This window comes from Streptomyces sp. NPDC053542 (genome assembly GCF_044544685.1).
GTDB lineage: Bacteria > Actinomycetota > Actinomycetes > Streptomycetales > Streptomycetaceae > Streptomyces.
Window position 1 is genome coordinate 658,204 of sequence record NZ_JBITXL010000002.1, and the last position, 26,904, is coordinate 685,107.

At 72.1% G+C, this 26,904-nt stretch carries 23 protein-coding genes; 11 read left to right on the plus strand and 12 right to left on the minus strand.

Annotated elements, in window-relative coordinates:
• Window positions 1–23 precede the first annotated feature (23 nt).
• The 5 genes from ACIGXO_RS07115 to ACIGXO_RS07135 all read right to left on the minus strand — a co-directional run bounded on the left by ACIGXO_RS07115 (window position 24) and on the right by ACIGXO_RS07135 (window position 7,274).
• Window positions 24–1,496, minus strand: a complete 1,473-nt coding sequence (locus ACIGXO_RS07115) for an aldehyde dehydrogenase family protein (protein WP_399781485.1) — start codon at window positions 1,494–1,496, stop codon at window positions 24–26.
• Window positions 1,489–2,634, minus strand: a complete 1,146-nt coding sequence (locus ACIGXO_RS07120; RefSeq protein ID WP_399781487.1) for an aromatic ring-hydroxylating dioxygenase subunit alpha — start codon at window positions 2,632–2,634, stop codon at window positions 1,489–1,491. Before ACIGXO_RS07120 ends, ACIGXO_RS07115 begins: the two co-directional genes overlap by 8 nt.
• A 33-nt stretch (window positions 2,635–2,667) precedes the next feature.
• On the minus strand, window positions 2,668–5,124 hold the full coding sequence (locus tag ACIGXO_RS07125; RefSeq protein WP_399781490.1) for an FAD-dependent oxidoreductase: 2,457 nt from the start codon (window positions 5,122–5,124) through the stop codon (window positions 2,668–2,670).
• A 44-nt stretch (window positions 5,125–5,168) separates the two neighbouring features.
• Window positions 5,169–6,254, minus strand: coding sequence for an S-(hydroxymethyl)mycothiol dehydrogenase (locus tag ACIGXO_RS07130; protein WP_399781494.1), 1,086 nt, complete (start codon window positions 6,252–6,254; stop codon window positions 5,169–5,171).
• 204 nt (window positions 6,255–6,458) lie between these two features.
• Complete coding sequence (locus ACIGXO_RS07135; protein ID WP_399781497.1) at window positions 6,459–7,274, minus strand: IclR family transcriptional regulator; 816 nt, start codon at window positions 7,272–7,274, stop codon at window positions 6,459–6,461.
• A gap of 151 nt (window positions 7,275–7,425) precedes the next feature.
• On the opposite strand from ACIGXO_RS07135, the gene ACIGXO_RS07140 reads away from it, so the two are divergent.
• From ACIGXO_RS07140 to ACIGXO_RS07155, 4 genes are all read left to right on the plus strand, one after another.
• Window positions 7,426–7,746: a bifunctional 3-phenylpropionate/cinnamic acid dioxygenase ferredoxin subunit gene (locus tag ACIGXO_RS07140; RefSeq protein ID WP_399781500.1), complete on the plus strand. Its 321-nt coding sequence runs from the start codon at window positions 7,426–7,428 to the stop codon at window positions 7,744–7,746.
• Window positions 7,743–8,909, plus strand: a complete 1,167-nt coding sequence (locus ACIGXO_RS07145) for an NAD(P)/FAD-dependent oxidoreductase (RefSeq protein WP_399781503.1) — start codon at window positions 7,743–7,745, stop codon at window positions 8,907–8,909. Before ACIGXO_RS07140 ends, ACIGXO_RS07145 begins: the two co-directional genes overlap by 4 nt.
• Window positions 8,910–9,183: 274 nt before the next feature.
• Window positions 9,184–11,025 carry an asparagine synthase (glutamine-hydrolyzing) gene (gene asnB / locus ACIGXO_RS07150; protein ID WP_399781506.1) on the plus strand — a complete coding sequence of 614 codons (1,842 nt, stop codon included), beginning with the start codon at window positions 9,184–9,186 and terminating at the stop codon, window positions 11,023–11,025.
• A 32-nt stretch (window positions 11,026–11,057) separates the two neighbouring features.
• Complete coding sequence (locus ACIGXO_RS07155; protein ID WP_399781508.1) at window positions 11,058–11,570, plus strand: MarR family winged helix-turn-helix transcriptional regulator; 513 nt, start codon at window positions 11,058–11,060, stop codon at window positions 11,568–11,570.
• On the opposite strand, the gene ACIGXO_RS07160 is transcribed toward ACIGXO_RS07155, so the two are convergent.
• Window positions 11,567–12,295 (minus strand): transglycosylase SLT domain-containing protein, encoded by a 729-nt coding sequence (locus ACIGXO_RS07160; RefSeq protein ID WP_399781511.1) that lies wholly within the window; start codon window positions 12,293–12,295, stop codon window positions 11,567–11,569. The two genes, ACIGXO_RS07155 and ACIGXO_RS07160, sit on opposite strands and share 4 nt — an antisense overlap.
• Window positions 12,296–12,480: 185 nt before the next feature.
• Between ACIGXO_RS07160 and hemC the strand changes: the two genes are divergently transcribed.
• Window positions 12,481–13,416 carry a hydroxymethylbilane synthase gene (hemC, locus tag ACIGXO_RS07165; RefSeq protein WP_399781513.1) on the plus strand — a complete coding sequence of 312 codons (936 nt, stop codon included), beginning with the start codon at window positions 12,481–12,483 and terminating at the stop codon, window positions 13,414–13,416.
• 54 nt (window positions 13,417–13,470) lie between these two features.
• On the opposite strand, the gene ACIGXO_RS07170 is transcribed toward hemC, so the two are convergent.
• Complete coding sequence (locus ACIGXO_RS07170; RefSeq protein ID WP_399781516.1) at window positions 13,471–14,172, minus strand: GAF and ANTAR domain-containing protein; 702 nt, start codon at window positions 14,170–14,172, stop codon at window positions 13,471–13,473.
• Between the two features lie 115 nt (window positions 14,173–14,287).
• Window positions 14,288–14,932 (minus strand): response regulator transcription factor, encoded by a 645-nt coding sequence (locus ACIGXO_RS07175; RefSeq protein WP_399781519.1) that lies wholly within the window; start codon window positions 14,930–14,932, stop codon window positions 14,288–14,290.
• Window positions 14,933–15,140: 208 nt separating this feature from the next.
• Here ACIGXO_RS07175 and ACIGXO_RS07180 point away from each other — a divergent pair, with 208 nt between their 5' ends.
• From ACIGXO_RS07180 to ACIGXO_RS07190, 3 genes are read left to right on the plus strand one after another with little or no spacing between them, the layout of a single operon-like run.
• Window positions 15,141–15,443: a circadian clock KaiB family protein gene (locus ACIGXO_RS07180; protein WP_399781522.1), complete on the plus strand. Its 303-nt coding sequence runs from the start codon at window positions 15,141–15,143 to the stop codon at window positions 15,441–15,443.
• Window positions 15,440–16,984, plus strand: a complete 1,545-nt coding sequence (gene kaiC / locus ACIGXO_RS07185) for a circadian clock protein KaiC (protein WP_399781524.1) — start codon at window positions 15,440–15,442, stop codon at window positions 16,982–16,984. Before ACIGXO_RS07180 ends, kaiC begins: the two co-directional genes overlap by 4 nt.
• Window positions 16,977–18,032, plus strand: coding sequence for an ATP-binding protein (locus ACIGXO_RS07190; protein WP_399781526.1), 1,056 nt, complete (start codon window positions 16,977–16,979; stop codon window positions 18,030–18,032). The genes kaiC and ACIGXO_RS07190 overlap by 8 nt, the downstream gene beginning before the upstream one ends.
• Window positions 18,033–18,073: 41 nt before the next feature.
• Here ACIGXO_RS07190 and hutG read toward each other — a convergent pair whose 3' ends face one another.
• Complete coding sequence (gene hutG / locus ACIGXO_RS07195; protein ID WP_399781529.1) at window positions 18,074–19,126, minus strand: formimidoylglutamase; 1,053 nt, start codon at window positions 19,124–19,126, stop codon at window positions 18,074–18,076.
• A 165-nt stretch (window positions 19,127–19,291) separates the two neighbouring features.
• On the opposite strand from hutG, the gene hutC reads away from it, so the two are divergent.
• Window positions 19,292–20,047: a histidine utilization repressor gene (gene hutC, locus ACIGXO_RS07200; RefSeq protein ID WP_399781531.1), complete on the plus strand. Its 756-nt coding sequence runs from the start codon at window positions 19,292–19,294 to the stop codon at window positions 20,045–20,047.
• A 52-nt stretch (window positions 20,048–20,099) separates the two neighbouring features.
• On the opposite strand, the gene ACIGXO_RS07205 is transcribed toward hutC, so the two are convergent.
• Window positions 20,100–20,912 carry an IclR family transcriptional regulator gene (locus tag ACIGXO_RS07205; protein ID WP_399781534.1) on the minus strand — a complete coding sequence of 271 codons (813 nt, stop codon included), beginning with the start codon at window positions 20,910–20,912 and terminating at the stop codon, window positions 20,100–20,102.
• A gap of 185 nt (window positions 20,913–21,097) precedes the next feature.
• Here ACIGXO_RS07205 and ACIGXO_RS07210 point away from each other — a divergent pair, with 185 nt between their 5' ends.
• Window positions 21,098–22,522, plus strand: a complete 1,425-nt coding sequence (locus ACIGXO_RS07210; protein WP_399781537.1) for an amino acid permease — start codon at window positions 21,098–21,100, stop codon at window positions 22,520–22,522.
• Window positions 22,523–22,677: 155 nt separating this feature from the next.
• Here ACIGXO_RS07210 and hutU read toward each other — a convergent pair whose 3' ends face one another.
• Together hutU and hutH are read right to left on the minus strand one after the other, a co-directional pair.
• Window positions 22,678–24,342, minus strand: a complete 1,665-nt coding sequence (hutU, locus tag ACIGXO_RS07215) for a urocanate hydratase (protein ID WP_399781540.1) — start codon at window positions 24,340–24,342, stop codon at window positions 22,678–22,680.
• A 35-nt stretch (window positions 24,343–24,377) separates the two neighbouring features.
• A complete protein-coding gene (gene hutH, locus ACIGXO_RS07220; RefSeq protein ID WP_399781543.1) occupies window positions 24,378–25,916 on the minus strand; it encodes a histidine ammonia-lyase in 1,539 nt (512 codons plus the stop codon).
• Between the two features lie 209 nt (window positions 25,917–26,125).
• On the opposite strand from hutH, the gene ACIGXO_RS07225 reads away from it, so the two are divergent.
• A complete protein-coding gene (locus ACIGXO_RS07225) occupies window positions 26,126–26,896 on the plus strand; it encodes an IclR family transcriptional regulator (protein WP_399781546.1) in 771 nt (256 codons plus the stop codon).
• The last annotated feature ends 8 nt before the right edge of the window (window positions 26,897–26,904 follow it).

Below are 26,904 nucleotides of genomic sequence, written 5' to 3' on the forward strand. Positions count from 1 at the left end.
GTCTCCTCAGTCGAACCGGTCGGTCAGTCGAACCAGTGGAGTGCCTTCGGGGCGGTGTTGCGCCAGACGTGCTTGGCCTCGCGGTATTCGGCGAGGCCGGTGGGGCCGAGCTCGCGGCCGGTCCCGGACTGCTTGAAGCCGCCCCACTCGGCCTGCGGCAGGTAGGGGTGGAAGTCGTTGATCCATACGGTGCCGAGCCGCAGCCGGGCGGCGACCCGTTCGGCGCGTGCCGCATCGGTGGTCCACACCGCGCCGGCCAGCCCGTAGACGGTGTCGTTGGCGAGCCGTACCGCCTCGTCCTCGTCGGTGAAGCGCTCGACGGTGAGGACCGGGCCGAAGGACTCCTCGCGCACCACCGACATGCCGGCGGTGCACTCGTCCAGGACGGTCGGCAGGTAGTGGAAGCCGTCCGCGAGGGCCGGGTCGTCGGGGCGGGCGCCGCCGCAGCGCAGCACGGCGCCCTCGGCGAGCCCGGCGGCGACGTACGCCTCGACCTTCTCCCGGTGTGCCGCGGAGATCAGCGGGCCGGTACGGGCCTCCGGGTCGAAGGGCCCGCCGAGCCGGATCTCCCGCGCCCGGCGCACCACCTCGTCGACGAAACGATCATGCAGGAAGTCCTCGACCAGCAGCCGGGCGCCCGCCGAGCAGACCTGCCCGGAGTGCAGGAAGATCGCGGTCAGGGCGTAGTCGACGGCCGTCTCGAAGTCGGCGTCGGCGAAGACGATGTTGGGGTTCTTGCCGCCGAGTTCGAGGGCGACGTTCTTGACCGTGGCGGCAGCGGTGGCCGCGATCCGCTTTCCGGTGGCCAGGCCACCGGTGAAGGAGACCAGGTCCACGTCCGGGTGCTCGGTGAGCGGGGCGCCCGCCTCCGGCCCGGTGCCGAGGACGAGGTTGGCCACGCCGTCCGGCAGCCCGGCCTCGGCGAGCAGCTTCATCAGATGGATCGCGGTGTGCGGGGTGAGCTCGCTGGGCTTGAGCACGAAGGTGTTGCCGGCGGCGAGGGCCGGGGCGACCTTCCAGGCGGTCTGCAGCAGCGGGTAGTTCCACGGCGTGATCAGCGCGCAGACGCCCACCGGCTCGTGGACCACACGGCTCTCGATCGTCGCGTCGCCCGCGTCGACGGTCCGGCCCGCGTCCCCCTCCTCGGTGATCAGCCGCCCGAAGTACCGGAAGCAGGCCGCGATGTCGTCCATGTCGAGCTCGCTCTCCACCAGCCGTTTGCCGGTGTCGAGCGACTCGGCGCGGGCGAGCGCCGCCTTGTCCCGCTCCAGGAGGTCGGCGACCCGCAGCAGCTTGGCGCCGCGCCGGGCCGCGGTGGTGTGCGGCCAGGGGCCGGTGTCGAAGGCGCGCCGGGCGGCGGCCACCGCCCGGCGCGCGTCCTCGGGACCGCCCTCGTCGACCACCGCGACGAGGCTCTGGTCGGCGGGGCAGCGGATCTCCCGGGTGCCCCCGGCGGCGGCCGCCTGCCACCGCCCGTCGATGAACAGCTCAGGCACCCGGGGCCTCCAGCTGCTCGGTGACCCACTGGTGGAAGGCGCCGATGTGGTGCTCGCTCGGCACGAGCACGCCTCCGTCCCGGTACGCGCGGGAGTCCATGGCCGGCTGCGTTCGCTCGCACGCCTCGAAGTCCTGCTGGTTGACGCGGTGGAACAGCTCGACGGAGGAGGAGATGTCGGCGCCGGACTCGACGACCTCGGGGAGGTAGAGCCAGTCGCACTCCACGACCGTGCGGTCGGCGGCCATCGGGAACATCCGGTGGACGATGACGTGGTCGGGCACGAGGTTGACGAAGACCTGCGGCCGGACCGTGATCGCGTAGTACCGGCGGTCCTGGTCCTCCGCGATCTCCGGGAGCCGGCCGAAGCCACCCTTGCCGTCGACCGTGAAGCCCTCGGCCTCCGGCGCGAACTCCGCGCCGTGCCCGACGTAGTACTGGGCGGCGAACCCGTCAGCGAACTCCGGGAGGACGTCGGTGAGTTCGGGGTGGATGGTGGCGCAGTGGTAGCACTCCATGAAGTTCTCGATGATGAGCTTCCAGTTGGCCGCCACGTCGTAGGTGATGCGCTTGCCCAGGGCCAGGCCCTCGGTGCGGTACCGCTCGATGGAGGCGGCGTCGCCGAGCCGCTCGACGGCCGCGCCGATCACCGTGTCCTCAAAGGACGGCGGCTCGTCGGCCAGGCAGACCCAGGCGTAGCCGAGCCACTCCCGCAGCGGGACGGTGACCAGGCCGCGTTCGGTGCGGTCGATGTCCGGCATCGACGTCAGGTTGGGCGCGGCGATCAGCTTGCCGTCGAAGTCGTAGGTCCAGGCGTGGTAGGGGCACTGGAGGTTGCGGCGGTTCTCGCCGGACTCCTCGGTGCACAGGCGGGCGCCGCGGTGCCGGCAGATGTTCAGGAAGGCCCGCAGTTCGCCCTTGCGGTTGCGGGTGATCAGGACGTTCTCGCGGCCGACCTGCACGGTGCGGAAGGCGCCGGGCTTCTCCAGGTCGGCGCTGCGCACGGCGCAGAACCACAGCCGCTCGAAGATCTTCTCCTGCTCCTGCCGGAAGGTCTCCGGGTCGGTGTAGGAGGTGCCGGGCAGGGTGGTGATCAGGCTGGATGCGGCGGTGGGGGCGAGTTCGGGCGTGGTCGTCATGTGCGTCTCCTCAAGCCGACTACTTCTCAAGCGCTACTTGCGGATGCGGGTCATGCTCGGGTCGAACAGCGGTTCCTCGGCGACGGTCGCGGCGACCTTCCGGCCGAAGTACTCCACGTGCACGGCGGTGCCGGGGACGGCGGCGGAGGCCGGCAGCCAGGCGTACGCGACGCAGCGGCCGATGCTGTAGCCGTAGGAGGCGGAGGTGACGTAGCCGGCGGGCGCGCCGTTCACGTAGACCGGCTCCTTGCCGAGGACCACGGCGGCCGGGTCGTCGAGGGTGAGGCAGGTCAGCTTGCGGCGGGCGGTCTCCTCGCTGCGGCCCTCCAGTGCGGCGCGGCCGAGGAAGTCGCCCTTGGCGCGGCGGACGGCGAAGCCGACGCCCGCCTCGTACGGGTCGTGCTCGGTGGTCATGTCGTGGCCCCAGGAGCGGTAGCCCTTCTCCAGCCGCAGGCTGTTGAAGGCGGACCGCCCTGCCGCGATCACGCCGTGCTCCTGGCCGGCCTCCCACAGCGTGTCCCACAGGCGCAGGCCCAGGTCGGCGGTGGTGTACAGCTCCCAGCCCAGCTCGCCCACGTAGCTCAGCCGCATGGCCGTGACGGGGACGTGGCCGAGGTGGGTCTGCTTGGCCTTGAAGTAGCCGAAGCCCTTGTGCGAGAAGTCGTCGCGGGTGAGCGGCTGGACCAGGTCGCGGGCGAGCGGGCCCCAGACGCCGATGCAGCAGGTCCCGGAGGTGATGTCCTGGATGTGGACGCCCGCGGGTGCGTGCCGCAGCAGCCAGTCCAGGTCGGAGCCGCTGTTGGCGCCGATCTGGAAGCGGTCGGGCGCGAGCCGGGCCACGGTGAGGTCGGAGCGGACGCCGCCCGTCTCGTCCAGGAGCAGCGTGTAGGTGACCGCGCCGGGCTTCTTGTCCAGCTGGTTGGTGGTCATGCGCTGGAGGAAGGCGAGCGCGCCGGGCCCGGTGACCTCCAGCCGGCGCAGCGGCGTCATGTCGTACAGCGCGACCTTCTCGCGCGTGACCTTGGCCTCGGCGGCGGCGATCGGCGACCAGTACCGCGCCGACCAGGCGTCCCGCTCGGGCAGTTCGAGGCCCTCGGCGAGCGGGGCGTTGGCCTCGTACCAGTGGGGGCGCTCCCAGCCGCCGCCCTCCAGGAAGAACGCGCCCAGCTCCTGCTGGCGGGCGTAGAAGGGGCTGACCCGCAGGGGGCGGGGCTGCTCCATGGGCTGGAGCGGGTGCAGGACGTCGTAGACCTCGACGAAGTTCTGGGCGCCGCGGTCCTCGATGTACGCGGGCGAGCGCTGCGCGTCCTCGAAGCGGTACAGGTCGCACTCGTGAATGTCGATGTCGGGACGGCCGTCGGTCATCCACTGGGCGACGGCGCGCGCCACGCCCGCGGAGTGGGTGACCCAGACCGCCTCGGCGAGCCAGAATCCGCGCACCTCGCGGGATTCGCCGAGGACGGGCATGCCGTCGGGGGTGAAGGAGAAGACGCCGTTGAAGCCCTCCTCGACGCGGGATTCGCCGAGGGCGGGGAGCAGCTCGATGCTGTCCTGCCAGCTCGGCGCGAAGTCCTCCTCGGTGAAGGGCAGCGAGGACGGCATGATCGGCGCGTCGTCGAAGGCGGGCACCGCGGCGGGGTCGACGGGCATCGGGCGGTGCGCGTAGGAGCCGATGCCGATGCGGTCGGTGTGTTCGCGGTAGTACAGATCGCGGTCCTGGAAGCGCAGGATCGGCTTGCTCGCCTCGGTACGCGGGTCGTTGACGCCGTCGAGCTCCGGCAGCGGCGCGGTCTTGGCGTACTGGTGCGCCAGCGGCAGCAGCGGCACGTCGACGCCGGCCATTTTGCCGATCACCGGGCCCCAGAAGCCGGCCGCGGAGACGACGTGGTCGGCCGGGAAGGTGCCGCGGTCGGTGACGACGCCGGTGACCCGGCCGTTCTCCTGCTCGATGCCGGTGACGGTGTGCCGGTCCAGGAAGCGGGCGCCGCGGGACTCGGCGCGGGTGATCTGGGCGCGACAGGCGAGGAGGGCGCGGGCCAGGCCGTCGTCGGGGGTGTGGAGCCCGCCGAGGACCTTGTCCTCGTCCAGCATCGGCCAGTACTTCTTGCACTCGGCCGGGGTGATCAGTTCGGCGCGTACGCCCCAGGAGGCGGCGAGTCCGGCCTTGCGGTGCAGGTCGGCCCAGCGCTCGGGGGTGGTGGCGAGCTCCAGTCCGCCGAGCGGGTTGAAGCAGGGAAGGCCGTCCACCTCGAGGGAGTTGAACTTCTCGACCGTGTAAGCGGCGAACTCGGTCATGGTCTTGGACGGGCCGGTCTGGAAGACCAGTCCGGGGGCGTGCGAGGTGGAGCCGCCGGGGGCCGGGAGCGGGCCCTGTTCGAGGACGGTGACGTCGCGCCAGCCGCGCGCGGTCAGTTCGTCGGCGAGCGAGCAGCCGACGATGCCGGCGCCGATCACGACCACGCGGGCGTCGGTGGCGGGTGTGCGGGACATGCCCCTCCTTCGGGTCAGGCAGGACGTACGGGGAGTGGCGTCCCTCAGAGGACGACCACGGAGCGCAGGACGCGGCCGCCGCGCATGGTGTCGAAGGCGGTCTCCACCTCGTCCAGGGAGATCCGCTCGGTGACGAAGCTTTCGAGGTCGAGCAGTCCGTACAGGTACTGGTCGATCAGGTCGGGGAAGTCGCGGCTGGGCAGGCAGTCGCCGTACCAGGAGGACTTGAGGGCGCCGCCGCGCGAGAAGATGTCGCTGAGCGGGATCTCGACGTTCATGCCGGGCTCGGGCACGCCCACCTGGACCAGGGTGCCGGCGAGGTCGCGCATGTAGAACGCCTGCTTGTACGTCTCCGGGCGGCCCACCGCGTCGATCGCGATGTCCACGCCGACGCCGCCCGTCAGGGCGCGCACCGCCTCGACCGGGTCCGCACCGCGGGAGTTGATGATGTGGGTGGCGCCGAACTTCTCGGCCTGGTCGAGCTTTCTGTCGTCGACGTCGATGGCGATGACCTTGCGCGCGCCGTTGAGGCAGGCGCCCGCGATGGCGGCGTTGCCGACGCCGCCGCAGCCGATGACCGCGACCGTGTTGCCGCGACGCACGCCTCCGGTGTTCACGGCCGCGCCGTAGCCGGCCATCACGCCGCAGCCGATCAGGCTCGCGGCCTCGGGGCGGGCCGCCGGGTCGACCTTGACCGCCTGTGCGGCGGCGACCAGGGTCTTCTCGGCGAAGGCGCCGATGCCGAGCGCCGGGGTGAGCGGGGTGCCGTCGAGCAGCGTCATCGGCTGAGCCGCGTTGCGCGAGTCGAAGCAGTACCAGGGGCGGCCGCGGCGACAGGAGCGGCAGGTGCCGCAGGGCGCGCGCCAGGCGAGCACCACGTAGTCGCCGGGCAGCAGGTCGGTGACGCCGTCCCCCACGGCCTCGACCACCCCGGCCGCCTCGTGTCCGAGCAGGAACGGGAAGTCGTCGTTCACGGCGCCTTCCCGGTAGTGCAGGTCCGTGTGGCAGACCCCGCACGCCTGTACGGAGACGAGCGCTTCCCCCGGGCCCGGGTCCGGCACCAGAATCGGCTGCACCTCCACCGGTGCGCCCTTTTTCGTCGCGACCACAGCACGGACTTCGTGTGGCATGCCCCTACCCCTCAGTGTTGCGCACTGCACGACTCGTTGCGCGATGAGAGACATACTGGGAACGCCTTCTCGGCGGCGTCAAGGGGTGGGAGTTAACCGTTGGTAAAAGCCCGCGCACCGTCGGCACGCATGACTGCGGGGCCGGTGGACACCGGCCCCGCATCACTCCTGCGCACGGTCGGACCGTCTATGCGACGGCGGACCTCACACCCCGTATCCCATCCGCCGGGACAATTCCTGGGCCGCCTGGACCGTGCGCTTGGCGACCTCCGGGATGCGCTCGGGCTCCAGCCGGTACGCGGGCGCCGAGACGCTGATCGCGCCGATCACCTGGCCGTCGTGCGCGCGCACCGGCGCGGCCACCGCGTGCAGCCCCAGCTCCAGCTCCTCCATCGCCACCGCGAAGCCGTTGCGCACCACCTCGGCGAGCTGTTCGCGCAGCTCGGCGACGGAGGTGACCGTGCGGTCGGTGAGCCGCGGCAGCTTACGGGCCAGCGCCGCGTCCTGCACCGGGCCCGGCTGGAACGCCAGCAGCGCCTTGCCGCTGGAGGTCGCGTGCAGCGGGGTGCGGCGGCCGAGCCAGTTCTGCGCGGTGACGGAGGCCGGGCCGCGGGCCTGCATGATGTTGACCGCGGCGCCGTTGTCCAGCACCGCGATGTTGGCCGTCTCGCCCAGCTCGTCGGCGAGCAGCCGGCACATCGGCGCGCCCTCCTGCGAGATGTCCAGCCGGACCGCGGCGGCCCCGGCCAGCCGCAGCACCCCGGCGCCGAGGTAGTACTTGCCGCGCTCCTGCTCCTGGGCGACCAGCCCGCGGTTCTCCAGCACGCCGAGCAGCCGGAAGGCCGTCGACTTGTGCACATCGAGCTCGTCGGCGACCTCGGTCACCCCTGCCTCACCGTGCCGGGCGAGGATCTCCAGCACCGTGACCGCACGGTCCACCGACTGCACGGAACTCCCCGATCCGCGGGGCGACTTCTGCGCTGACCTGGCCTCCGACGTGTCCTTCGCGTTGTCCGACATCCGATCTCACCACCTGGCGCGACCCGATGCGGGCCGGCTTCTGAAGGGAGGCGCTTGACGCGCGGGCTCCCGGCTTGGATTCTGTTGCGCAGAGCGCTTCGCCGTGCGCATCGCGGAACTTAACTATACCGAACAGTAAGAGGGGGGCCCTGTGATTCCCATCTGCCACCTCGACGACCTGCCCGCAGGCGAGTCGGTACGTATCGACACCGCACCTCCCATCGCGGTCTTCAATGCCGATGGCGAGATCTACGCCATCGACGACACCTGCACCCACCAGGACGCCTCCCTCGCCGACGGCTGGCTGGAAGGCTGCCTGGTCGAATGCCCGCTGCACGCCGCGTCGTTCGATCTGCGCACCGGCATGCCGACCTGTCTGCCCGCCCGCCGGGCCGTCCGCACCCACCCCGTCACCGTGGAGAACGGCATGATCTACGTGCACCACGCCGCCGAGGAAGGCACCGCCGCATGAGGACGGTCACCGTCGTCGGAGCCTCGCTGGCGGGACTGTACGCCGCGAGAGCGCTGCGCTCCCAGGGGTTCGACGGACGGCTGGTGATCGTCGGGGACGAGCACCACCGCCCGTACGACCGGCCGCCGCTGTCCAAGGACTTCCTCCGGGGCACGATCGGGCAGGACGCCCTCGCGCTGGCGGACGCCGAGGAGGTCGCGGAGCTCGACGCTGAGTGGCTGCTCGGGACGCGCGCCGCCGGGCTGGCCGCCGACGGCCGGTCGGTGGTCCTGGAGGGCGGCCGGACCCTCGCCACGGACGGGGTGGTCATCGCCACCGGCGCCACTCCGCGCCGGCTGCCGGGGCCCGAGCTCGCCGGGGTGCACACCCTGCGCGACCTCGACGACGCCCAGGGGCTCCGCGACGACCTGGCCGGCGGACCGGTGCGGGTCGTGGTGATCGGCGGCGGCTTCATCGGCGCCGAGGTCGCCTCCTCGTGCGCCGCGCTCGGCCACGAGGTCACGGTCGTCGAGGCCGCGCCGCTGCCGCTGCTGCCGCAGCTCGGCGAGGAGATGGCCGGGGTCTGCGCGGCGCTGCACGGGGATCACGGGGTCAATCTGGTCACCGGTACGGGCGTCGCGGCGCTGCAAGGCGATCCGGGCGGGCGGGTCACCGGCGTCGAGCTGGCCGACGGGCGGGTGCTGCCCGCCGACACCGTCGTCGTCGGCATCGGCGTCCGCCCGAACACCGACTGGCTGGCCGGCTCCGGGCTGGCCCTGGAGGACGGGGTGGTCACCGACGCCGGGTGCGTGACCACGCTCCCCCATGTCGTTGCGGTCGGCGACGTGGCCCGGGTCGACGGCTCCCGTACCGAGCACTGGAACAGCGCGACCGAACAGGCCGCCACCGCCGTCCACAACCTCCTCGCGGGCGAGACCCTCCTGGCACACCGCACCGTGCCGTACTTCTGGTCCGACCAGTACGGCGTCCGCATCCAGTTCGCCGGACGGCGGCTGCCCACCGACACCGTGCGGGTCCTCGACGGCTCCCCCGAGGACCGCAGCTTCCTCGCCGCGTACGAGCGCGACGGCCGCACCACCGCGGTGCTCGCCCTCAACCGCCCGCGCCCCTTCATGAAGGCGCGCCGCGAGCTGATGCGGGCCACCCAGCCGGTCGCCGGCTGACTCACTCCGCGTGCCGCGGCCACAGCAGGTGGCCGCGGCACTCCCATGACCGTCCAAATGCCGCTTGTATACCGGCACTTGGCGCCCCTTTTACCTCCGGCCCGGTCAGCCGCATCCGACCCCCACGCCCCTGTTGACGTACGACATCCGGCTGTCACATGCTCGATACATAGGTGCTCGATACACGTGACCCTGGGTGTCCGGCCGCTGACGCCTGCCGTTTTGCGGCCGCCCCCCAACGCACCGAGCCCGGGGTCGGATTCGGAGGAGCAGCATGTGCGGAATCGCCGGATGGGTTTCCTACCAGCGTGACCTGCGGTCCGAACAGGACACCGTCGACGCCATGACGCAGACCATGTCCTGCCGCGGTCCGGACGACGCCGGGACCTGGATCCAGGGCCCGGCGGCCCTCGGCCACCGCCGGCTCGCCATCATCGACCTGCCGGGCGGCCGCCAGCCGATGACCGTCGACACTCCCGACGGGCCGGTCGCGATGGTCTACTCCGGAGAGGCGTACAACTTCTCCGAACTGCGCAAGGAACTGGCCGCGCGCGGCCACCGCTTCACCACCGACTCCGACACCGAGGTCGTCCTGCACGGCTACCTGGAGTGGGGCGAGGCCGTCGCCGAACGCCTCAACGGCATGTACGCCTTCGCCATCTGGGACAGCCGCGAGCAGAAGCTCGTGATGATCCGCGACCGGATGGGCATCAAGCCCTTCTACTACTTCGCCACCGACGACGGCGTGCTCTTCGGCTCCGAGCCCAAGGCCATCCTCGCCAATCCGCACGTCACCCCCACCGTGACGCTGGACGGCCTGCGCGAGCTGTTCGCCTTCGTCAAGACGCCGGGGCACGCCGTGTACGAGGGCATGCGCGAGGTCGAGCCCGGCACCGTGGTCACGCTCACCAAGAACGGGCTGCGCACCCGCGTCTACTGGACGCTGGAGACCCGGCAGCACACCGACGACAAGGACACCTCGATCGCGCACGTCCGCTCGCTGCTGGACGACATCGTGCGCCGCCAACTCGTCGCCGACGTGCCCCGCTGCACCCTGCTCTCCGGCGGCCTGGACTCCTCCGCGATGACCGCGCTTGCCGCCCAGCAGCTGGCCGCCGAGGACAGGACGGTCCGCAGCTTCGCCGTCGACTTCGTCGGCCAGACCGAGAACTTCACCCCGGACGCGCTCCGCGACACCCCCGACACCCCCTTCGTGCACGACGTGGCGCGCGCCTCGAAGACCGAGCACCAGGACATCGTCCTCGACTCGGACCAGCTCGCCGACCCCGAAGTACGCTCCAAGATGATCCGGGCCCGGGACATGCCGATGGGCCTCGGCGACATGGACGCCTCGCTGTACCTGCTGTTCAAGGCGATCCGCGAGCACTCGACGGTGGCGCTGTCCGGCGAGTCGGCGGACGAGGTCTTCGGCGGCTACAAGCAGTTCTTCGACCCGGCGGCGCGGGAGGCGGACACCTTCCCCTGGCTGGTGCAGTTCGCCGAACACTTCGGCGACGACGGCAACATCCTCACCGAGGGCGTCACCAAGGCGATGGACCTGGGCAGTTACATCCAGGACAGCTACCGGAGCGCCATCGCGGACGTGCGGCGGCTCGACGGCGAGAGCGACTTCGAGTACCGCATGCGGCAGATCTGCTATCTGCACCTGACCCGGTTCGTCCGCGTCCTGCTGGACCGCAAGGACCGGGCCAGCATGGCCGTCGGCCTGGAGGTGCGGGTGCCGTTCTGCGACCACCGGCTCGTGGAGTACGTCTACAACACCCCCTGGAGCCTGAAGTCGTTCGACGGCCGGGAGAAGAGCCTGCTGCGCGAGGCCACCGCCGACGTGCTGCCCAGGTCGGTGTACGACCGGGTGAAGAGCCCGTACCCCTCCACGCAGGACCCGAAGTACGCCGTCGCGCTCCAGGGGCACATCAAGGATCTGCTCGCCAAGCCCTCGCACCCGGTCTTCGACCTGGTCAGCCGGGACTGGCTGCAGCGCGCGGTCAAGGTGGACGTCCCGCAGATCACCCAGGCGTCCCGGCGCGGCCTCGAACGCACCCTGGACCTGGCCCTCTGGATGGACATGTACTCGCCCACCATTACACTTTCTTGACCTGATCGAGGCAGGTCGATGACGACAGACGGGTGGACGGTGGCGTGGCGGTCGGCGAGGAGACGGCGCTGAGCGCGGTCGGTGAAGAGGCCGCGCTGGAACTGGTCGTGACCCTGCACCGGCTGCTGCGCAGCCTGGGCAGGGCCGTCCCCGGCCGCCGCGTCCCGCCCACCCAGCTCATCGTCCTCGCCCTGCTCACCCAGCTCGGCCCGTCCCGCATCGGCGTACTGGCCGACCGCATCCCCTGCTCGCAGCCGACGGCCACGGCCGCGGTGGCGAGCCTGGAGTCGGCGGGACTGGTCCGCAGGGAGGCGGACCCCACCGACGGGCGCGCGGCACGCGTGGTCATCACCGAGACCGGCGTCCGCACCCTGAACGACGTGGCACAGAGCGAGGCCGAGGCGCTCGCCGGGCGCCTCGGCACGCTGCCCCCGGAGGACGTCCGCCGGGTACTGGAGGCGGGCGCCCTGCTGCGGCGGCTGGCGGAGCCGGACCGGATCGTGCCCGGCGGGCCGCCCCCGGGTGTGTCCGACGGACCGGCCTAATATCCCTTCGGCGGACTGCCCGAATCGGCCTGCTGCACGCGGGAGATGTCGCCGTACTGCGCCTTGATGTAATTCACGGCCGCCGCGCAATTCGCCACCGGGTCATTGATGTCCCATGCCGTACCGGGCTGATGGTGCGCCCGGAACGTTCCCATGGTTGTCTGGAAAAGCCCCCGGGACGGCTCGCCCGCCACCGCGTTGGCGTCCCATCCATTGAATGCGTTCGGGTCGAATCCGGATTCCCTGCGGGCGATCGTCCACAGCCCCGCGTACCAGTATTCGGGTGATCCCGTGACGCGCAGGCACGCGCGGATCCACCCGGCCGGCCCTGTCGCCTCGACCCGCTCCCGGGCCTCGGCGCGCTTCCTGGCCGCTGCCCGGCGACGCTCTTCCAGCGCCGCGCTCCGCGCCTCTGAGCTGGCCCGGGAGGCCCGGGCCGCGGCCTCGAAGCGCTGCTCCGTCAGCCCCGCCGCGACGAACGTGGCGGCCTGCCCCTCCAGCCCGGCCGGTGAGACCCGGACCTTCCGGCCGGCCGCGGCAGGCGCCCGGTGGCCCGCCGTTGCCGCGGCCGGCCGGGCGTCACCGCCATAAAGCGCGGCTTCTTCCGTGTGCGTCCCGGCCTCACCGGGACGCATATCCGCCATTCCGCTGATCACGATTGCCGCTGGAATTATCAGGACGAGGACAGAGGAAAGGGCGGTGGCTGCAGTCCTGGCCACGTGCATGGGAAATCATCGCCTTCCCGTCGAGCCGCCGGCTCACTTGGAGGCGTCCTATCAGCCGGAATCAAGACCCGCCGAGCACCCGCCCGAGACCGGCGGTCCGAGCGGAATGACGATATCTTCGAAGTTTTGCGCTACGAGTCGGGGCCCGGGCGGTGGGCGGGGCCGGACGGGGCTATCGTGGCTCCATGTCCGCCCCTGAGCTGATCCGTATCGTCTCCCGCTCCTCCCCCATGGCCCTGGCCCAGGTGGAGCGCGTCCGTACCGAACTCGCCGCGCTGCACCCGGGCATCGCCACCGAGGTCGTCCCGGTGACCACCACCGGAGACCGCTGGATGGGTGACCTCTCCGCGGTCGAGGGCAAGGGCGCGTTCACCAAGGAGGTGGACGCGGCGCTGCTGTCCGGCGAGGCGGACCTCGCGGTGCACTGCGTCAAGGACATCCCGGCCGACCGGCCGCTGCCGGCCGGCACGACGTTCGCCGCGTTCCTCAAGCGCGACGACGTACGGGACGCCCTGATCCACCCCGGCGGCCTCACCCTGGACGAGCTGCCCCCCGGTACCCGCATCGGCACCTCCTCCGTACGCCGCCGCGCCCAGCTCGCCGCCTCGCATCCGCATCTGGAGACGGTGCCGATGCGCGGCAACGCCAACCGGCGGATGGAGAAGCTGCACGCCGGGGACGCCGACGCGCTGCTCCTCGCGGTGTCCGGGCTGCACCGCATCGACCGCCCCGACGTGATCACCGAGGTGCTGTCCGTCGACACGATGTGCCCGCCGATCGGCGCCGGCGTACTCGCCCTGCAGTGCCGCGAGGACGACACCGAGACCATCGACGCGGTCTCCGGGCTCGGCGACCCGGACACGCACCGGGAGACGCAGGCCGAGCGGATGTTCCTGCACGTGCTCCAGGGGCACTGCAACTCCCCCATCGCCGGGTACGCCAGGTCGGAACGCGGCGGCGAGCTGTCGCTCCGGGCCTGCGTGTTCACCCCCGACGGCAAGACGATCCTCAACGCCCACGAGTGGGCGGGCCGGCTGGACCCCGCCACCCTGGGCACCTCGGTTGCCGTCGCGCTGCTCCGCCAGGGCGCCCGCGAACTGATCGACGGTATTCCGCACTGACGCGCCGCTGCCGGGCGGCGCGTGCTGCCCGGTACGCCTCTCGCCGCCGCGTCGTCAGGGGCGCAGTCCGCCGTCGACGACCGCCTCGGCCGTGTCACGCAGCTTGGCACGGTGGTAGCGCGCGTACCCGCGCAGCAGCTCGAACGCCTCTCCGGTCGGGATCCGGCGCTCGGCCGCGAGCATGCCCTTGGCCTGTTCGATGACGACCCTGCTGTCGAGCGCGTGCTGCAGCTGCTCCGCCACCCGGCGCTGGCGGTCCCGGTCGGCGGCCACCGTGAGGTAGGCGACGGCCATGTCGATCAGCACCCGTACGCAGGCGAGGTCGGTGGCGGACCAGGGCCGCGGCGCGGTGTGGTAGAGGCCCAACGTCCCGAGCGCCTCCCCGTTGGAGTGCAGCGGCAGGCCGGCCGTCGCCGCCACGCCCAGTCCGAGCACCCGCTCGCCGTAGCCGGGCCACCGCGCCGCGTCCCGCGCCAGGTCGGGAACGGTGACCGGCCGTACGGTACGCAGCGCTTCGAGGCACGGTCCGCAGCGCTCCTGTGCCTGGACGGCGGCCAGTTCGGCCGCCATTCCGTCCAGTACGCCGGCGGGGTGCAGCTCCCCTTCCCGTACGAGGAAGACCCCGCTACTCCGTACGGCGAGCGCGGCGGCGGAACGCTGCGCGAGGTCCTGCAGCAGGTCGCCGGCGGGGGGGGTGGTCGCCAGGACAGCCGAGAACCCCGATACTTCGGCGAAAGCCCGTTCCTGATCCGTCATCGCCTCGGACCTGCCTTTCCTCGTGACGTCCCGCCCTCTCTCCGAAATTAGGCGGCGGGTCGCCCGGCGAGAACCCTCAAACGGTCCGGGCGGCACCCCTCAAACGGGCCGGATTTCAGTCACCGGGCAGCAGCCCGGCGCGGGTGGCCGCGACCACCGCCTCCAGCTGGCTGTGGGCGCCCAGTTTCATCAGCACGTTCTTCACGTGGCCACGGGCGGTGTGCCGGCTGATGACGAGGCGTTCGGCGATCGCCCGGGGGCTCAGTCCCTCCCCCAGCAGCCGCAGCACTTCCCGTTCGCGTGCCGTCAGGCGGGCCGGCGCCGCCTCCTCCTGCCCGTTCCGGCCGCCGTCGGCCGGGCCGAGCAGTGCCGCCAGCGCCGCGCTCTCGACCAGCAGGGGCCCGCCGGCCGGTGCCCGCACCGCGGCGAGGATGTCGGACAGCGCGCTGGCCTTGGAGAGGAACCCGGCGGCACCGGCCGCCGTGGCCGCGGCGAGCACCGCGGGATCGGTGTCCCCGGTGAGGATGAGCACGCGGATCTCGGGATGGGCCGCCTTGAGCGCGGCGGTCCCTTCGATGCCGTCGGCGCCCGGGAGGTGAATGTCCATCAGGACGGTGTCCACGCCCGCGGCGGCGAGCGGCAGCGCGGCCTCGACCGTGCCGACCGCGCCCACGCACTCCAGGTCCGGCTGGGCGGCGATGGCCAGCTCCAGCGCGTCGGCGAGCGCCCGCTGGTCCTCGACCACCAGCACCTTGGTCATCGTGGCCACCCCACCCTGTCGACCGGATCCAGCCTAGTCCGGCGGCGCCGTCCGCGCGGGGCGCCGCCGGGGCTGCGGACCGCGCACTCCGGCGGGCCGGAATCCCGTCCCCGTCTGGCAGCGGGCCGGCTTTCGGAGGACAGTGGGGCACCCAGGGCTGCTCCGCCCCGAGCACCAGCGGACGACAGCTACCAGGAGGTCGTCCCACGTGACCACCTACTCTTTCAGGCTCTTCATCGCCGGGCAGACCGTCCGGTCCCAGGAAGCCGTGGCCAACCTGCGTCTGCTGTGTGACAGCCGGCTGCGCCATCAGTACGACCTCCAGATAGTGGATGCCATCCAGCGGCCCGAACTGGCGGAGGAAGGACGGATCCTGGCCACGCCCACGGTGATCAGGCTCAGCCCGTCACCGCAGCGGCGGGTCATCGGTGACCTCTCCGACCATCACCGCACCGCCCTCGCCCTGGGCCTGCCGGACGCCAGTTCCCACTCCGAGGAGGTACGGCCATGACATCGGGCAACGGACCGGTCTCACGGGTGGCCACCGCCATCAACGGCTTCGACCAGGTCGCGCTGGGCGGGCTGCCCGCGGGCCGGTGCACGCTCGTCACCGGCACGGCCGGCAGCGGCAAGACACTGTTCGCCACCGAGTTCCTCGCCCGGGGGATACAGGTCCACGACGAGCCGGGGGTGTTCGTCACCTTCGAAGAACCGCCGGCGGACATCCGGCGCAACGCGCTCTCGCTGGGGCTCACGATCGCGGAGTGGGAGCGGGCCGGGAAATGGGCCTTCGTCGACGCCTCCGCCACGAGCACGGAGGAGGGGGCCATCATCGGCGCGTACGACTTCCACGCGCTGGCGGCCAGGATCGGCCACGCCGTCCACGCGATCGGCGCCAAGCGGGTTTCGATGGACTCGCTGGGCACGGTCTTCCTGCGCTTCCCCGGCCAGGCCACCGTCCGGCAGGAGCTGCTGCGCGTGGCGGAGTCCCTGGAGTCGCTCGGCGTCACCTCGGTGATCACCACGGAGCGGGAGACGGAGTACGGCAGCATCTCCCGGTTCGGCGTGGAGGAGTTCGCCCTGAACAACGTCATCGTGCTGCGCAACAACCTGGTCCAGGAACGCCGGCGCCGCACCCTGGAGATCGTCAAGCTCCGCGGCGGCCCGCACCGTACCGGCGAATGGCTGTTCACCATCGACCCGCGGGACGGCATCGTCATCGTCCCCCTGGCGTTCCTCGCGCCGCACGAGGGCGCCGTGGTCCGCGACCGGGTCTCCACCGGCCTCCCGGATCTGGACGAGATGTGCGGCGGCGGGGTCTACCGCGATGCGATGATCCTGCTCACCGGCCCGACGGGGGTCGGCAAGACGCTGACCGCGCTGCGGTTCGTCGCCGCCGGCGTGGAGGCGGGCGAGCGCTGCCTGCTGTACACCTTCGACGAGACCCGCCAGCAGTTGAACCGCAACGCGTCGGGCTGGGGCCTGGACCTGTCCGCCATGGAGGCGACCGGCCTGCTGCAAGTGGTGTCCGAGTACCCCGAGACCTCGTCGCTGGAGGACCACTTCATCCTGGTGCGGCGGGTGGTGGAGGAGTTCCGGCCCGCGCGGCTGGTCATCGACACCCTCTCCGCGCTGGAACGCATCGCCACTCCGAGGGCGCTGCTGGACTTCTTCGTCGCGCTGGGCGCGGTGCTGCGGCCCCGTGCCATCACCGCCCTGCTCACTTCCCTGCCCGCCGACCGCACGCCCTCCCACACCGGCCTGGGCATCGCCGCACGGATCGACAGCCTCACCGATGTGTCGGTCCTGCTGCGCTACGTGGAGACGGCCGGCCGGGCGCGCCGGGCGATCGCGGTGCTGCAGACCCGCGGCTCGGCCCACGACCACCGCATCCGCGAAGTCACCGTCGACAGTGCGGGTTTGCGCATCGGTGACCCGCTGCACGGCGTCTCCTCCGTACTGGCCGGATACGGCGGGCCCGTGTTCACTGCCGACCCGCACGGCGCGGCCGACGGTCGTGCACCGGCCCCACGGGTGGACCCCGATGGCTGACGACACTTCTCCGCGCCCCGGCGGCGCGGCCGCGGACGGGAATCACGGCGCCGGCCCCGACGACATCCGGGAGGTGATCGTCTCGGCGACGGCGGACGGCATCCTGGCGGTCGACGCGAACGGGCGCATCCTGTTCTGCAACCCGGCCGCCGAGGAGCTGTTCGACCGGTCCGCCGACGAACTGGTCGGCAGGGAGTTCGGCTTCCCCCTCGTCGTCGGGGAGACCACCATCGACCTGATGCTCCCGGACAGACGAGTGCGGGTGGTGGAGATGCGGGTCACCACCGCCCTGCTGGAGTCCGAGACGCTGCACGTCGCGGCGCTGCGCGACATCACCCGGCGGCGGCAGGCCCAGCGCGCGCTCGAAGCGGCGCTGGAGCGGCAGAACGTGATCGTGGCGGTGGCCGCCCACCAGCTGCACAACCCGCTGACCGCCGTCGCCGTGCTCGTCGACACGCTGCGCGACCGCCGGGCGGAGCTCTCGGAGCAGACGCGGACCGAGGCCATGAACCGGATCGCCGAACGCATCGCCCACCTCCAGGCGCTGGTGCGCAAGCTGCTCACCGCGGCGCGCATCGATGCCGGCGCCCCGCACGCCGTTCCCGAGGACATCCACGTACTGCCGTTCCTGATCGAGCGGCTGGGCGATGTCACGGAGGAGGCCGAGGCGGTACGGCTGTCGTGCTCGCCCCGGCTGGTCGCGCGGGTGGACCGGCTGGCCTTCTCGGAGATGCTCACCAACTGTCTGGAGAACGCCATCACCCACGGCCGCCCGCCGGTCGTCACCCGGGCGGTGGCCCGGAGCCACCGGTGGCTGGAGATCTCGGTGTGCGACCACGGCGACGGGGTGCCGGCCGACTTCGTACCGCGGCTGTTCGAGCGGTTCAGCCAGGGTCCCGGCAGGGACCGGCGCGGTGACGGCGCGGGGCTGGGCCTGTGGGTGGTCCGCAATCTGGCCCGGGCCAATGGGGGCGACGTCTCGTACGAGCCGGCTCCGCACGGCGGTGCGTGCTTCCGGCTGCGGCTGCCCCGCGCACCGGACCGGTGAGCCGTCCCGCACCGCGGACGGACCGGGCCCTCGTCCGGGCGCTACCTGCCGAGCCCCACGCGGCTCGGCCCGCCGGGCGCCGGCACCTGGCCGGCGACCGCGCTCGTCAGGATGCGGTGCACCAGGCGGGCGCCGGTGCGGGCCGTGCGGTGGTCCAGGTCCAGGTCCGGATTGAGCTCCGCGACGTCGCAGACGGCCAGCTGTCCGCTCGCCGCCACCTTGGCGCAGACGTGTTCCACGACCTCCAGCGGCACCCCGTAAGCGGCCGGCGCGCTGACGCCGGGCGCCACGGCGGCGGGCAGGACGTCCAGGTCGATGCTGAGGTGCACGAGATCGCAGCTCGCGAGGAAGTCGTCCACGAAAGCGTCTACGCGATGGATGTTCAGGAGGCCGCAGCCGGTGTCGGGGAGGTAGCGCACGCCGAGCCGGTCGGCGGTGCGGTACAGCCGCTCGGTGTTGCTCGGCGCGCTCACCCCGAGCACCCAGTAGTTCAGTTCCCGGCCCGCGGCCTCCTCGTCCCCGGCCATCTGCAGGAACGGCGTGCCGGAGCTGGGGCGGTCGTCGTCGCGCAGGTCGAAGTGCGCGTCGAGGTTGAGGACGCCGAGCCGGGCGCCGGAGCGCAGCGCGCGGCTGCCGGCGAGGCCGAGGTAACTGCCGTACGCCACCTCGTGTCCGCCGCCCAGCACGGTCACCGGACGGCCCCGGTCCAGGAGCTCGGTGACGGCGCGGCCCAGGCGCCGCTGGCCGGCCGCGAGGTCGCCGTCGCCGACCTCGATGTCCCCGGCGTCCAGCGCGCGCAGCGGCACCTGGAGCGCCATCGGGGCAAGCGCGCGGCGCAGCTCTCCGGGGCCGTCGGCCGCACCCGGCCGCCCCTTGTTGCGCCGCACGCCCTCATCGCTCCGGAAGCCGACGAAGGCGGCGTCCCAGTCCCGGTCCGGGCCGGCGGCCGAGTACGCGGCGTGCGCGGAGTGCTCCGAGTACGGCGTCACCGCGTGGTGCCAGCGCAGGTGCTCGGCGCCGGGGCCGTCGTCGCGGCCGGTCCAGGGCTCGGCGGGCGCGTCCACGGTCATGGCCTGCTGCAGGGTGCTCGTCACGGTTCCTCAGCTCCTCGGTGTTCCGCAGCCATCACACCCGGGCAGCGGCTCGTGGGCCAGGGCGGACGCCCCGGTTCCTCGGATCCGAGACCCACTAGGATTCCGGTTCCGTCCGCGTCACCCGCGCGGAGCGGGTGACCACAAGTGCGAGGGACGGTGAACGGCTTGGCCGGGGAGGCTGCTGACCTCGCGCGGCGGTACAAGGCGCAGGCGCCGCGGGGCGCTCCCGCGTATCAGCGCGTGAAGGACCTCGTCACCGAAGAGATCATGAGCGGCCGGTGGCGGGAGGGCGACGCACTCCCGTCGGAGAGCCAGTTCGTGGACTCGCTGGGGCTGTCCCGGATGACGGTGAACCGCGCGCTGCGGGAGCTGGCGGGGCAGGGGCTGATCCGCCGGGTGATGGGCGTGGGCAGCTTCGTGGCGCTGCACAAGGGCAGTTCCGCGCTGGTCGAGGTGCACAACATCGCCGACGAGGTGCGCCGCCGCGGACACCGGTACCGCGCCGAGGTGCTGTACGTACGGGAGGAGACCGCCGACCCCGAGGTCGCCGCGCAGTTCGGCCCCGGCGCCGGGCGCCGGGTCTTCCGGTCGCGGGTGGTGCACTTCGAGGACGACGTGGCGATCCAGCTGGAGGACCGGTACGTCCACCCGGACTTCGCGCCCGGCTACCTGGAGCAGGACTTCACCCGGCGTACCCCGTTCACCTTCCTGTCCGAGGTGGCGCCGCTGGGCAAGGGCGAGCACGTGGTGGAGGCGGTGCTGCCGTCGGCGGAGGAGTGCGCCGTCCTCGGCGTGCCCGAGTCCGAGCCGTGCCTGCTGATCCACCGGCGTACCTGGTCGGGCGAGGCCCTGGTCAGCATCGCGCGGCTGCTGCACCCGGGGTCCCGGTACCGGCTGCAGGGCACGTTCGACAACCGCTGAGCCCGTTCTTACGGGCTGGGCGCGCGGCTCTTAGGGCGTGGGCGCGCGGCTCTTACGGCGTGGGCGCGCGCCCCGAGACCGCGTGCGTGAGCCGGGCCGCGCCCCTGCGCAGCAGATCGCGTACGTACGCCTCGTCGCGCGGCCGGTGGTGGCGGTACCAGGTGCTGCTCAGGGCCGCTACGGGCCGCCCGTGGTGGTCGAACGCCGCCACCCCGACCGACCGGAAGCCCGCCGAGACCAGCTCGGTCTCCTCCGACCAGCCGCGCGCCCGGTCCCGGGCCAGCAGCTCCCGCAGCTCGCTCAGCGACCGCGGGCCCTTGCCGGTACGGGTGATCAGGTCGCCGGGGCGCGGGAAGAGCGCCTTGAGCTGCGCCTCGCCGACGTGCGCGAGGAGCGCCCGGCCGCTGGCCGTGAGGTGCGCCGGGAGCCGGACGCCGACCTCGGTGACCAGCGGCACTGCGGCCTCGGCGCCCGGGCGCCCGGCGGCGGGCTGCTCCTTGAGCAGGTACACGGTCTCGGCACCGTGCAGCACCCCGAGGTGGACGGGCTGCGCGAGGCGGGTCGCGAGGGTGCGCAGGATCGGGCGCGCGAGCCGTTCCAGCGGTTCGTGCCGGAGGTAGGCGGAGCCGATCTCGAAGGCGGCAACGCCCAGCCCGTACGCCTGCTCGTCCGGGAGGTAGGTGACGAAGCCGCGCCCGGCCAGCACGGTGAGGATGTGGTACGCCGACGAGCGCGGGATGCCGAGCTCGCGGGCGAGCGCCGCGACCCGCACCGGGCCCGAGCGCCCCGCGAGGTGGGTGAGGATGTCCAGCGCCCGCCCGACGGCCGGCGAGGTGCTGGACGCGGACGTCGCCGTTCCGGGCATTCCGGATTCCCGCCGCTCCGTCATCCGTCCGTCTCCCGGAACACCTCTTGACGGTCCTGTCTATACAGGCATATACATGCGGCGCCTGTGTTCAAGTGTGAAGCGACGACAGCCGCTCCCACCAGGCAACGGCCCGTGTCGCACGTCAGGGACGGGCGTGCTGTTCCCGAAGGAGAGGGCATCTTTTGAGCACCGAAAAAGCCACACTGCAGCGGGGTCTCCGGTCCCGCCACATCCGTTTCATCGCCCTCGGCTCCGCCATCGGGACCGGGCTGTTCTACGGATCCTCCGAGGCCATTCAGGCGGGCGGCCCCGCCGTGCTGCTGGCGTATCTGATCGGCGGCGCGGCCGTCTTCCTGGTCCTGCGCTCCCTCGGCGAGATGGCGGTGAACCATCCCTGCGCGGGTTCCTTCGGCGAGTACGCCACCCGGTATCTCGGCCGGTTCGCGGGATTCTCGACCGGCTGGACCTATGCCTTCGAAATGGTCATCGTCTGTATCGCCGACGTCACCGCGCTCGGCGTCTACATGGGATTCTGGTTCCCCGACGTGCCGCGCTGGATCTGGGTGCTGGCCGCCATCGGCATCATCGGCGTACTGAATCTCTTCAGCGTCAAGGTCTTCGGTGAGCTGGAGTTCTGGCTCTCGCTGGTGAAGATCGTCGCCATCTGCGCGATGATCGTGGGCGGGCTCGCCATCATCGTCTTCGGTCTCGGCGGCGGAGAAATGCACGTCGGGGTCTCCAACCTCTGGAGCCACGGCGGATTCTTCGCGCACGGCACCGAGGGCCTCATCATGTCCTTCGCCGTCGTGATGTTCGCCTTCGGCGGCACCGAGGTCATCGGCGTCACGGCCGGCGAGGCGGAGAACCCGGAGAAGACCATTCCGAGCGCGGTGAACTCCATTCCGCTGCGCATCGTCTTCTTCTACGTGCTGACGCTCGCCGTCCTCATGTCGCTCAATTCCTGGCAGGACATCGGCTCGGACGGCAGCCCGTTCGTGCAGATCTTCGCGGGTCTCGGCATCAAGTCCGCGGCCGCCGTACTGAACGTCGTCGTCATCGTGGCCGCGCTCTCCGCGATCAACAGCGACATCTTCGCCGCGGGCCGCATCATGTACGGCATGGCCGAGCGCGGCCAGGCCCCGGCCGTCATGCGCCGCCTTTCGCGCAATGGCGTGCCGACGATGACCGTCGCCATCATGATCGGCGCGCTGCTGCTCGGCGTGGTGCTGAACTACACGATGCCCGAGAACATCTTCCTCATCATTTCGTCGATCGCCACCTTCGCGACCGTCTGGGTTTGGCTGATGATTCTCGCGAGCCAGTACGCGGCCCGGCGGAAGATGTCGGAGAAGGAGACGGCCGAACTCGCCTACAAGGTCCCGTTCTGGCCGTACGGACAGATCATCGCCATGGTCTTCATGGCCGCGGTGATGGTGCTGCTCGCGTTCTCCGCGGACACCCGGGTCGCGCTGATCGTGGGGGCCGTCTGGCTGGCCCTGCTGTCGGTGGTGCATTTCGTCTGGCTCCGTCCGCGTAACGGCACCGCCGCCGTGACCGATTCCCCCCGGGAAACGCCGGCCGAAGCCCCCGTACCGGCACGGGACTGAACATCCCGAAAGGGTCCCGACAAGGGCCCTTCAGAGCCTGGGAACGGGCTCTGAAGGGCCCTTTCGCGGGTTCTGAAGAGCCCTTATGCGGACCCGGAAAAGCGCCGGGCGGGGCCGTCGACGTCATTGGCGATGGCCCCGCCCGGCGGGAACGGTTACGCGGAGGGGTGCTCGCGCATCGGGATACGCACGCCCCGCTCGTCGGCAACCGTGTCGGCGATGTCGTAACCGGCGTCCACGTGCCGGATGACACCCATGCCCGGGTCGTTCGTCAGTACACGGCGGACCTTCTCCCCGGCCAGCTTCGTACCGTCCGCGACGGAGACCTGGCCCGCGTGGATGGAGCGGCCCATGCCGACGCCGCCACCGTGGTGCAGGGACACCCAGGACGCACCCGAGGCGACGTTGACCATGGCGTTCAGCAGCGGCCAGTCCGCGATCGCGTCCGAGCCGTCGAGCATGGCCTCGGTCTCCCGGTAGGGGGAAGCGACGGAACCGCAGTCGAGATGGTCGCGGCCGATCGCCAGCGGCGCCTGCAGCTCGCCGGACGCCACCATGTCGTTGAAGCGCTCACCGGCCTTGTCGCGCTCGCCGTAGCCCAGCCAGCAGATACGCGCGGGCAGGCCCTGGAAGTGGACGCGCTCGCCGGCCATCTTGATCCAGCGGTGCAGCGACTCGTTCTCCGGGAACAGATCCAGGATCGCCTTGTCCGTCTTCGCGATGTCCTGGGGATCTCCGGACAGCGCCGCCCAGCGGAACGGCCCCTTGCCCTCACAGAACAGCGGACGGATGTAGGCCGGCACGAAACCGGGGAACGCGAACGCCCGGTCGTAACCGGCCAGCTGGGCCTCACCGCGGATGGAGTTGCCGTAGTCGAACACCTCCGCCCCGGCATCCATGAAGCCGACCATCGCCTCCACGTGGCGAGCCATCGACTCGCGGGCGCGGGTGGTGAACCCGGCCGGGTCCTTCGCCGCCGCATCCGCCATGTCCTCGAACGCCACCCCCACCGGCAGGTAGGACAGCGGGTCGTGCGCCGAGGTCTGGTCGGTGACGATGTCGATCGGCGCGCCCTCGGCGAGCATCTGCGGCAGCAGCTCGGCCGCGTTGCCCAGCAGGCCGATGGAGAGCGGCTTGCGTTGATCGCGGGCCTCGGTGGCCAGCTGCAGCGCGTGCGCCAGATTGTCGGCCTTCACATCCAGGTAGCGGTGCTCGATGCGCCGCTCGATGGCGCGCGGGTCGCAGTCGATGCAGATCGCCACGCCGTCGTTCATCGTCACCGCCAGCGGCTGCGCGCCGCCCATGCCGCCCAGCCCCGCGGTCAGCGTGATCGTCCCGGCCAGGGTGCCGCCGAACTTCTTCGCCGCCACCGCCGCGAAGGTCTCGTACGTGCCCTGCAGGATGCCCTGGGTGCCGATGTAGATCCACGACCCGGCCGTCATCTGGCCGTACATCGTCAGCCCCAGCTGCTCCAGCCGCCGGAACTCCTCCCAGTTCGCCCAGTCCCCCACCAGGTTCGAGTTGGCGATCAGCACGCGCGGGGCCCACTCGTGGGTCTGCATGACGCCCACCGGACGGCCCGACTGCACCAGCATCGTCTCGTCCTGCTTCAGCGTCCGCAGCGTGCGCTGCATCGCATCGAACGAGCGCCAGTCCCGCGCGGCCTTGCCCGTGCCGCCGTAGACCACCAGCTTGTCCGGGTGCTCGGCCACCTCCGGGTCCAGGTTGTTCTGGAGCATCCGCAGGGCGGCCTCCTGCTGCCAGCCGAGAGCGGAGAGTTCGGTGCCGCGGGCCGCGCGGACGGGGCGTGCGCCTGTCATGGTGTTGTCCTTTCGGAGTGTGGAGTGGCCGGGCGTCAGCGGAGCCGGCCGGCGACCGACTCGGCGGCGCGCAGGGCCTCGCCCGAGGCCACGTACTGCACGGCCGCCTCGATCTCGGGGGCGAGGTAACGGTCGGTGCCGGGGCCCTGCACGTCGGTGCGGAGGCCCGCGACGACGGCGGCGGTGGCCGGGGCGGGGGTGAGCGGGGCGCGGAGGTCCAGGGCGCGGGCCGCGGTGAGGATCTCGATCGCGAGGACGCGGGTGAGGCCGTCGATCGCCTTGCGCAGCTTGCGTGCCGCAGCCCAGCCCATGGAGACATGGTCCTCCTGCATGGCGGAGGACGGGATGGAGTCGACGGAGGCGGGCGCCGCGAGGCGCTTGAGCTCGGAGACGATCGCGGCCTGGGTGTACTGGGCGATCATGTGGCCGGAGTCGACGCCGGGGTCGTCGGCGAGGAACGCGTTGAGGCCGTGGTTGCGGGCCACGTCCAGGAAGCGGTCGGTGCGGCGCTCCGCGATCGAGGCGACGTCGGCGACGGTGATCGCGAGGAAGTCCAGGACGGCGGCGACGGGGGCGCCGTGGAAGTTGCCGTTGGACTCGACGCGGCCGTCGAGGGTGACGACGGGGTTGTCGACGGCGGCGGCGAGCTCGCGCGAGGCCACCAGCTCGGCGTGGCCGAGGGTGTCCCGGGCGGTGCCGTGCACCTGGGGCGAGCAGCGCAGCGAGTACGCGTCCTGGACGCGGGTGCACTCCGGGCCGCGGTGGCTGGCGACGATCGCGGAGTCGGCGAGGACGGCGCGCAGGTTGGCGGCGCTGTCGGCCTGGCCGGGGTGCGGGCGCAGGGCCTGGAGGTCGGCGGCGAAGACGGCGTCCGTGCCGAGCTGGCCCTCGACGCTCATGGCGGCGCTGATGTCCGCGGTGGCCAGCAGGCGGCGCAGGTCGTGGGCGGCCAGGACGAGCGTGCCGAGCATGCCGTCGGTGCCGTTGATGAGGGCGAGGCCCTCCTTCTCGTGCAGGGTGACCGGCTCGATGCCGGCGGCGGCGAGCGCCTCGGCGGCCGGGCGCAGCTCGCCGTCGGCGTCACGGACCTCGCCCTCGCCCATGACGGCGAGCGCGCAGTGGGCGAGCGGGGCGAGGTCGCCGGAGCAGCCGAGCGAGCCGTACTCGCGGACGACCGGGGTGATGCCGGCGTTGAGCAGCGCGGCGTACGCCTCGGCGGTCTCCAGGCGGACGCCGGTACGGCCGGTGGCGAGGGTGGACAGGCGCAGCAGCATGAGCGCGCGGATCACCTCGCGCTCGACCTCGGGGCCGGAGCCGGCGGCGTGCGAGCGGACCAGGCTGCGCTGGAGCTGGGCGCGGAGTTCGGTGGGGATGTGCCGGGTGGCGAGGGCGCCGAAGCCGGTCGAGACACCGTAGTGCGGGGTCACGTCGTCGGCCAGGGCCTCGATGACCTTGCGGCTGCGGGAGATTTCTTCCTGCGCCGCAGGGGAAAGCGTGACGGGGGCGCCGTGGCGGGCGACGGCCACCACATCGTCGGCGGAAAGCGCGCCGACGTCGATAACAACAGTAGACATGCCTCAATGAAGCACCAGGTCAGACCCTCTGTTCCATGCCCGCAACCTGCTTTGTGTCTGGTATCCCAGACACCTGGTGGGCGCCCCGTCAGGGAGCGCCCTTCAGGGGCGCGGGGAACTGCGCGAGCAACCACAGCGGCGCGGCACGGCGCCACGGACGCAAGCCCCCGCGGCGGGAGCCCCCGTCCACCCGCGGCTACCCTCGCCGCATGGCAATCGTCCCCGCAGCCGCCCAGGTCCTGGCGATCCTCCGCTACCTCGCCGGCCAGCTCGGCCCCGTACCCGCCGCGGCGATCAGCCGGGACGTCGGCCTGCCCCGCTCGACGACGTACCACCTCCTCGACACGCTCGCCCAGGACGGCTTCGTGGTGCACCTGCCGGACGAGCGCCGGTACGGCCTCGGCGTCAGCGCCTTCGAACTCGCCTCCGGGTACAGCCGTCAGGCCCCCTTCCAGCGGCTGGCCCGCGCACCGCTCACCGCGCTGGTCGACCGCACGGGCCACAGCGCGCACCTCGCGGTGCTGCACGGCCGCGAGGTCATCTACGTCATCGAGGAGCGGGCGCCGGGGCGGGCGCCCCTGGTGACGGAGGTCGGCGTGCGGCTGCCCGCGCACCTGACGGCCAGCGGCCGGGCCATGCTCGCGCGGCTGCCGGGCCCCCAGGTCCGCGCGCTGTTCCCGGACGTGTCCGCGTTCGTCGTCCGGCACGGCATCGGCCCCGGCTCGCTCTCCGCGCTGCGCCACCTGCTGGTGGAGGTGCGGCGGCGCGGGTACGCCACGGAGGAGGGCGAGGTCACCCCGGGCTTCTCCTCGGTCGCCGCGCCGGTGCTCGACCACAGTGCGCACCCGGTCGCGGGGGTCGCGGTGACCTATCCGGCCACCGAGGTGCCGGCGGACCAGCAGGCGGCCATCGCCGAGCAGGTGGCCCGTACCGCCCGGGATCTGACGCTGCGGATCGGCGGGACGCTGCCCGTACCGTGAGAGCCGTG

Bases quoted from the DNA above. Each gene is read 5' to 3' on its own strand.
- kaiC (WP_399781524.1), top strand. From the start codon at position 15,440: ATGACATCGGGCAACGGACCGGTCTCACGGGTGGCCACCGCCATCAAC.
- ACIGXO_RS07120 (WP_399781487.1), bottom strand. From the start codon at position 2,634: ATGACGACCACGCCCGAACTCGCCCCCACCGCCGCATCCAGCCTGATC.
- ACIGXO_RS07175 (WP_399781519.1), bottom strand. From the start codon at position 14,932: ATGACCAAGGTGCTGGTGGTCGAGGACCAGCGGGCGCTCGCCGACGCG.
- ACIGXO_RS07125 (WP_399781490.1), bottom strand. From the start codon at position 5,124: ATGTCCCGCACACCCGCCACCGACGCCCGCGTGGTCGTGATCGGCGCC.
- ACIGXO_RS07225 (WP_399781546.1), top strand. From the start codon at position 26,126: ATGGCAATCGTCCCCGCAGCCGCCCAGGTCCTGGCGATCCTCCGCTAC.
- ACIGXO_RS07135 (WP_399781497.1), bottom strand. From the start codon at position 7,274: ATGTCGGACAACGCGAAGGACACGTCGGAGGCCAGGTCAGCGCAGAAG.
- hutU (WP_399781540.1), bottom strand. From the start codon at position 24,342: ATGACAGGCGCACGCCCCGTCCGCGCGGCCCGCGGCACCGAACTCTCC.
- asnB (WP_399781506.1), top strand. From the start codon at position 9,184: ATGTGCGGAATCGCCGGATGGGTTTCCTACCAGCGTGACCTGCGGTCC.
- hutH (WP_399781543.1), bottom strand. From the start codon at position 25,916: ATGTCTACTGTTGTTATCGACGTCGGCGCGCTTTCCGCCGACGATGTG.
- ACIGXO_RS07190 (WP_399781526.1), top strand. From the start codon at position 16,977: ATGGCTGACGACACTTCTCCGCGCCCCGGCGGCGCGGCCGCGGACGGG.
- hemC (WP_399781513.1), top strand. From the start codon at position 12,481: ATGTCCGCCCCTGAGCTGATCCGTATCGTCTCCCGCTCCTCCCCCATG.
- ACIGXO_RS07145 (WP_399781503.1), top strand. From the start codon at position 7,743: ATGAGGACGGTCACCGTCGTCGGAGCCTCGCTGGCGGGACTGTACGCC.
- ACIGXO_RS07205 (WP_399781534.1), bottom strand. From the start codon at position 20,912: ATGCCCGGAACGGCGACGTCCGCGTCCAGCACCTCGCCGGCCGTCGGG.
- ACIGXO_RS07170 (WP_399781516.1), bottom strand. From the start codon at position 14,172: ATGACGGATCAGGAACGGGCTTTCGCCGAAGTATCGGGGTTCTCGGCT.
- ACIGXO_RS07130 (WP_399781494.1), bottom strand. From the start codon at position 6,254: ATGCCACACGAAGTCCGTGCTGTGGTCGCGACGAAAAAGGGCGCACCG.
- ACIGXO_RS07160 (WP_399781511.1), bottom strand. From the start codon at position 12,295: ATGCACGTGGCCAGGACTGCAGCCACCGCCCTTTCCTCTGTCCTCGTC.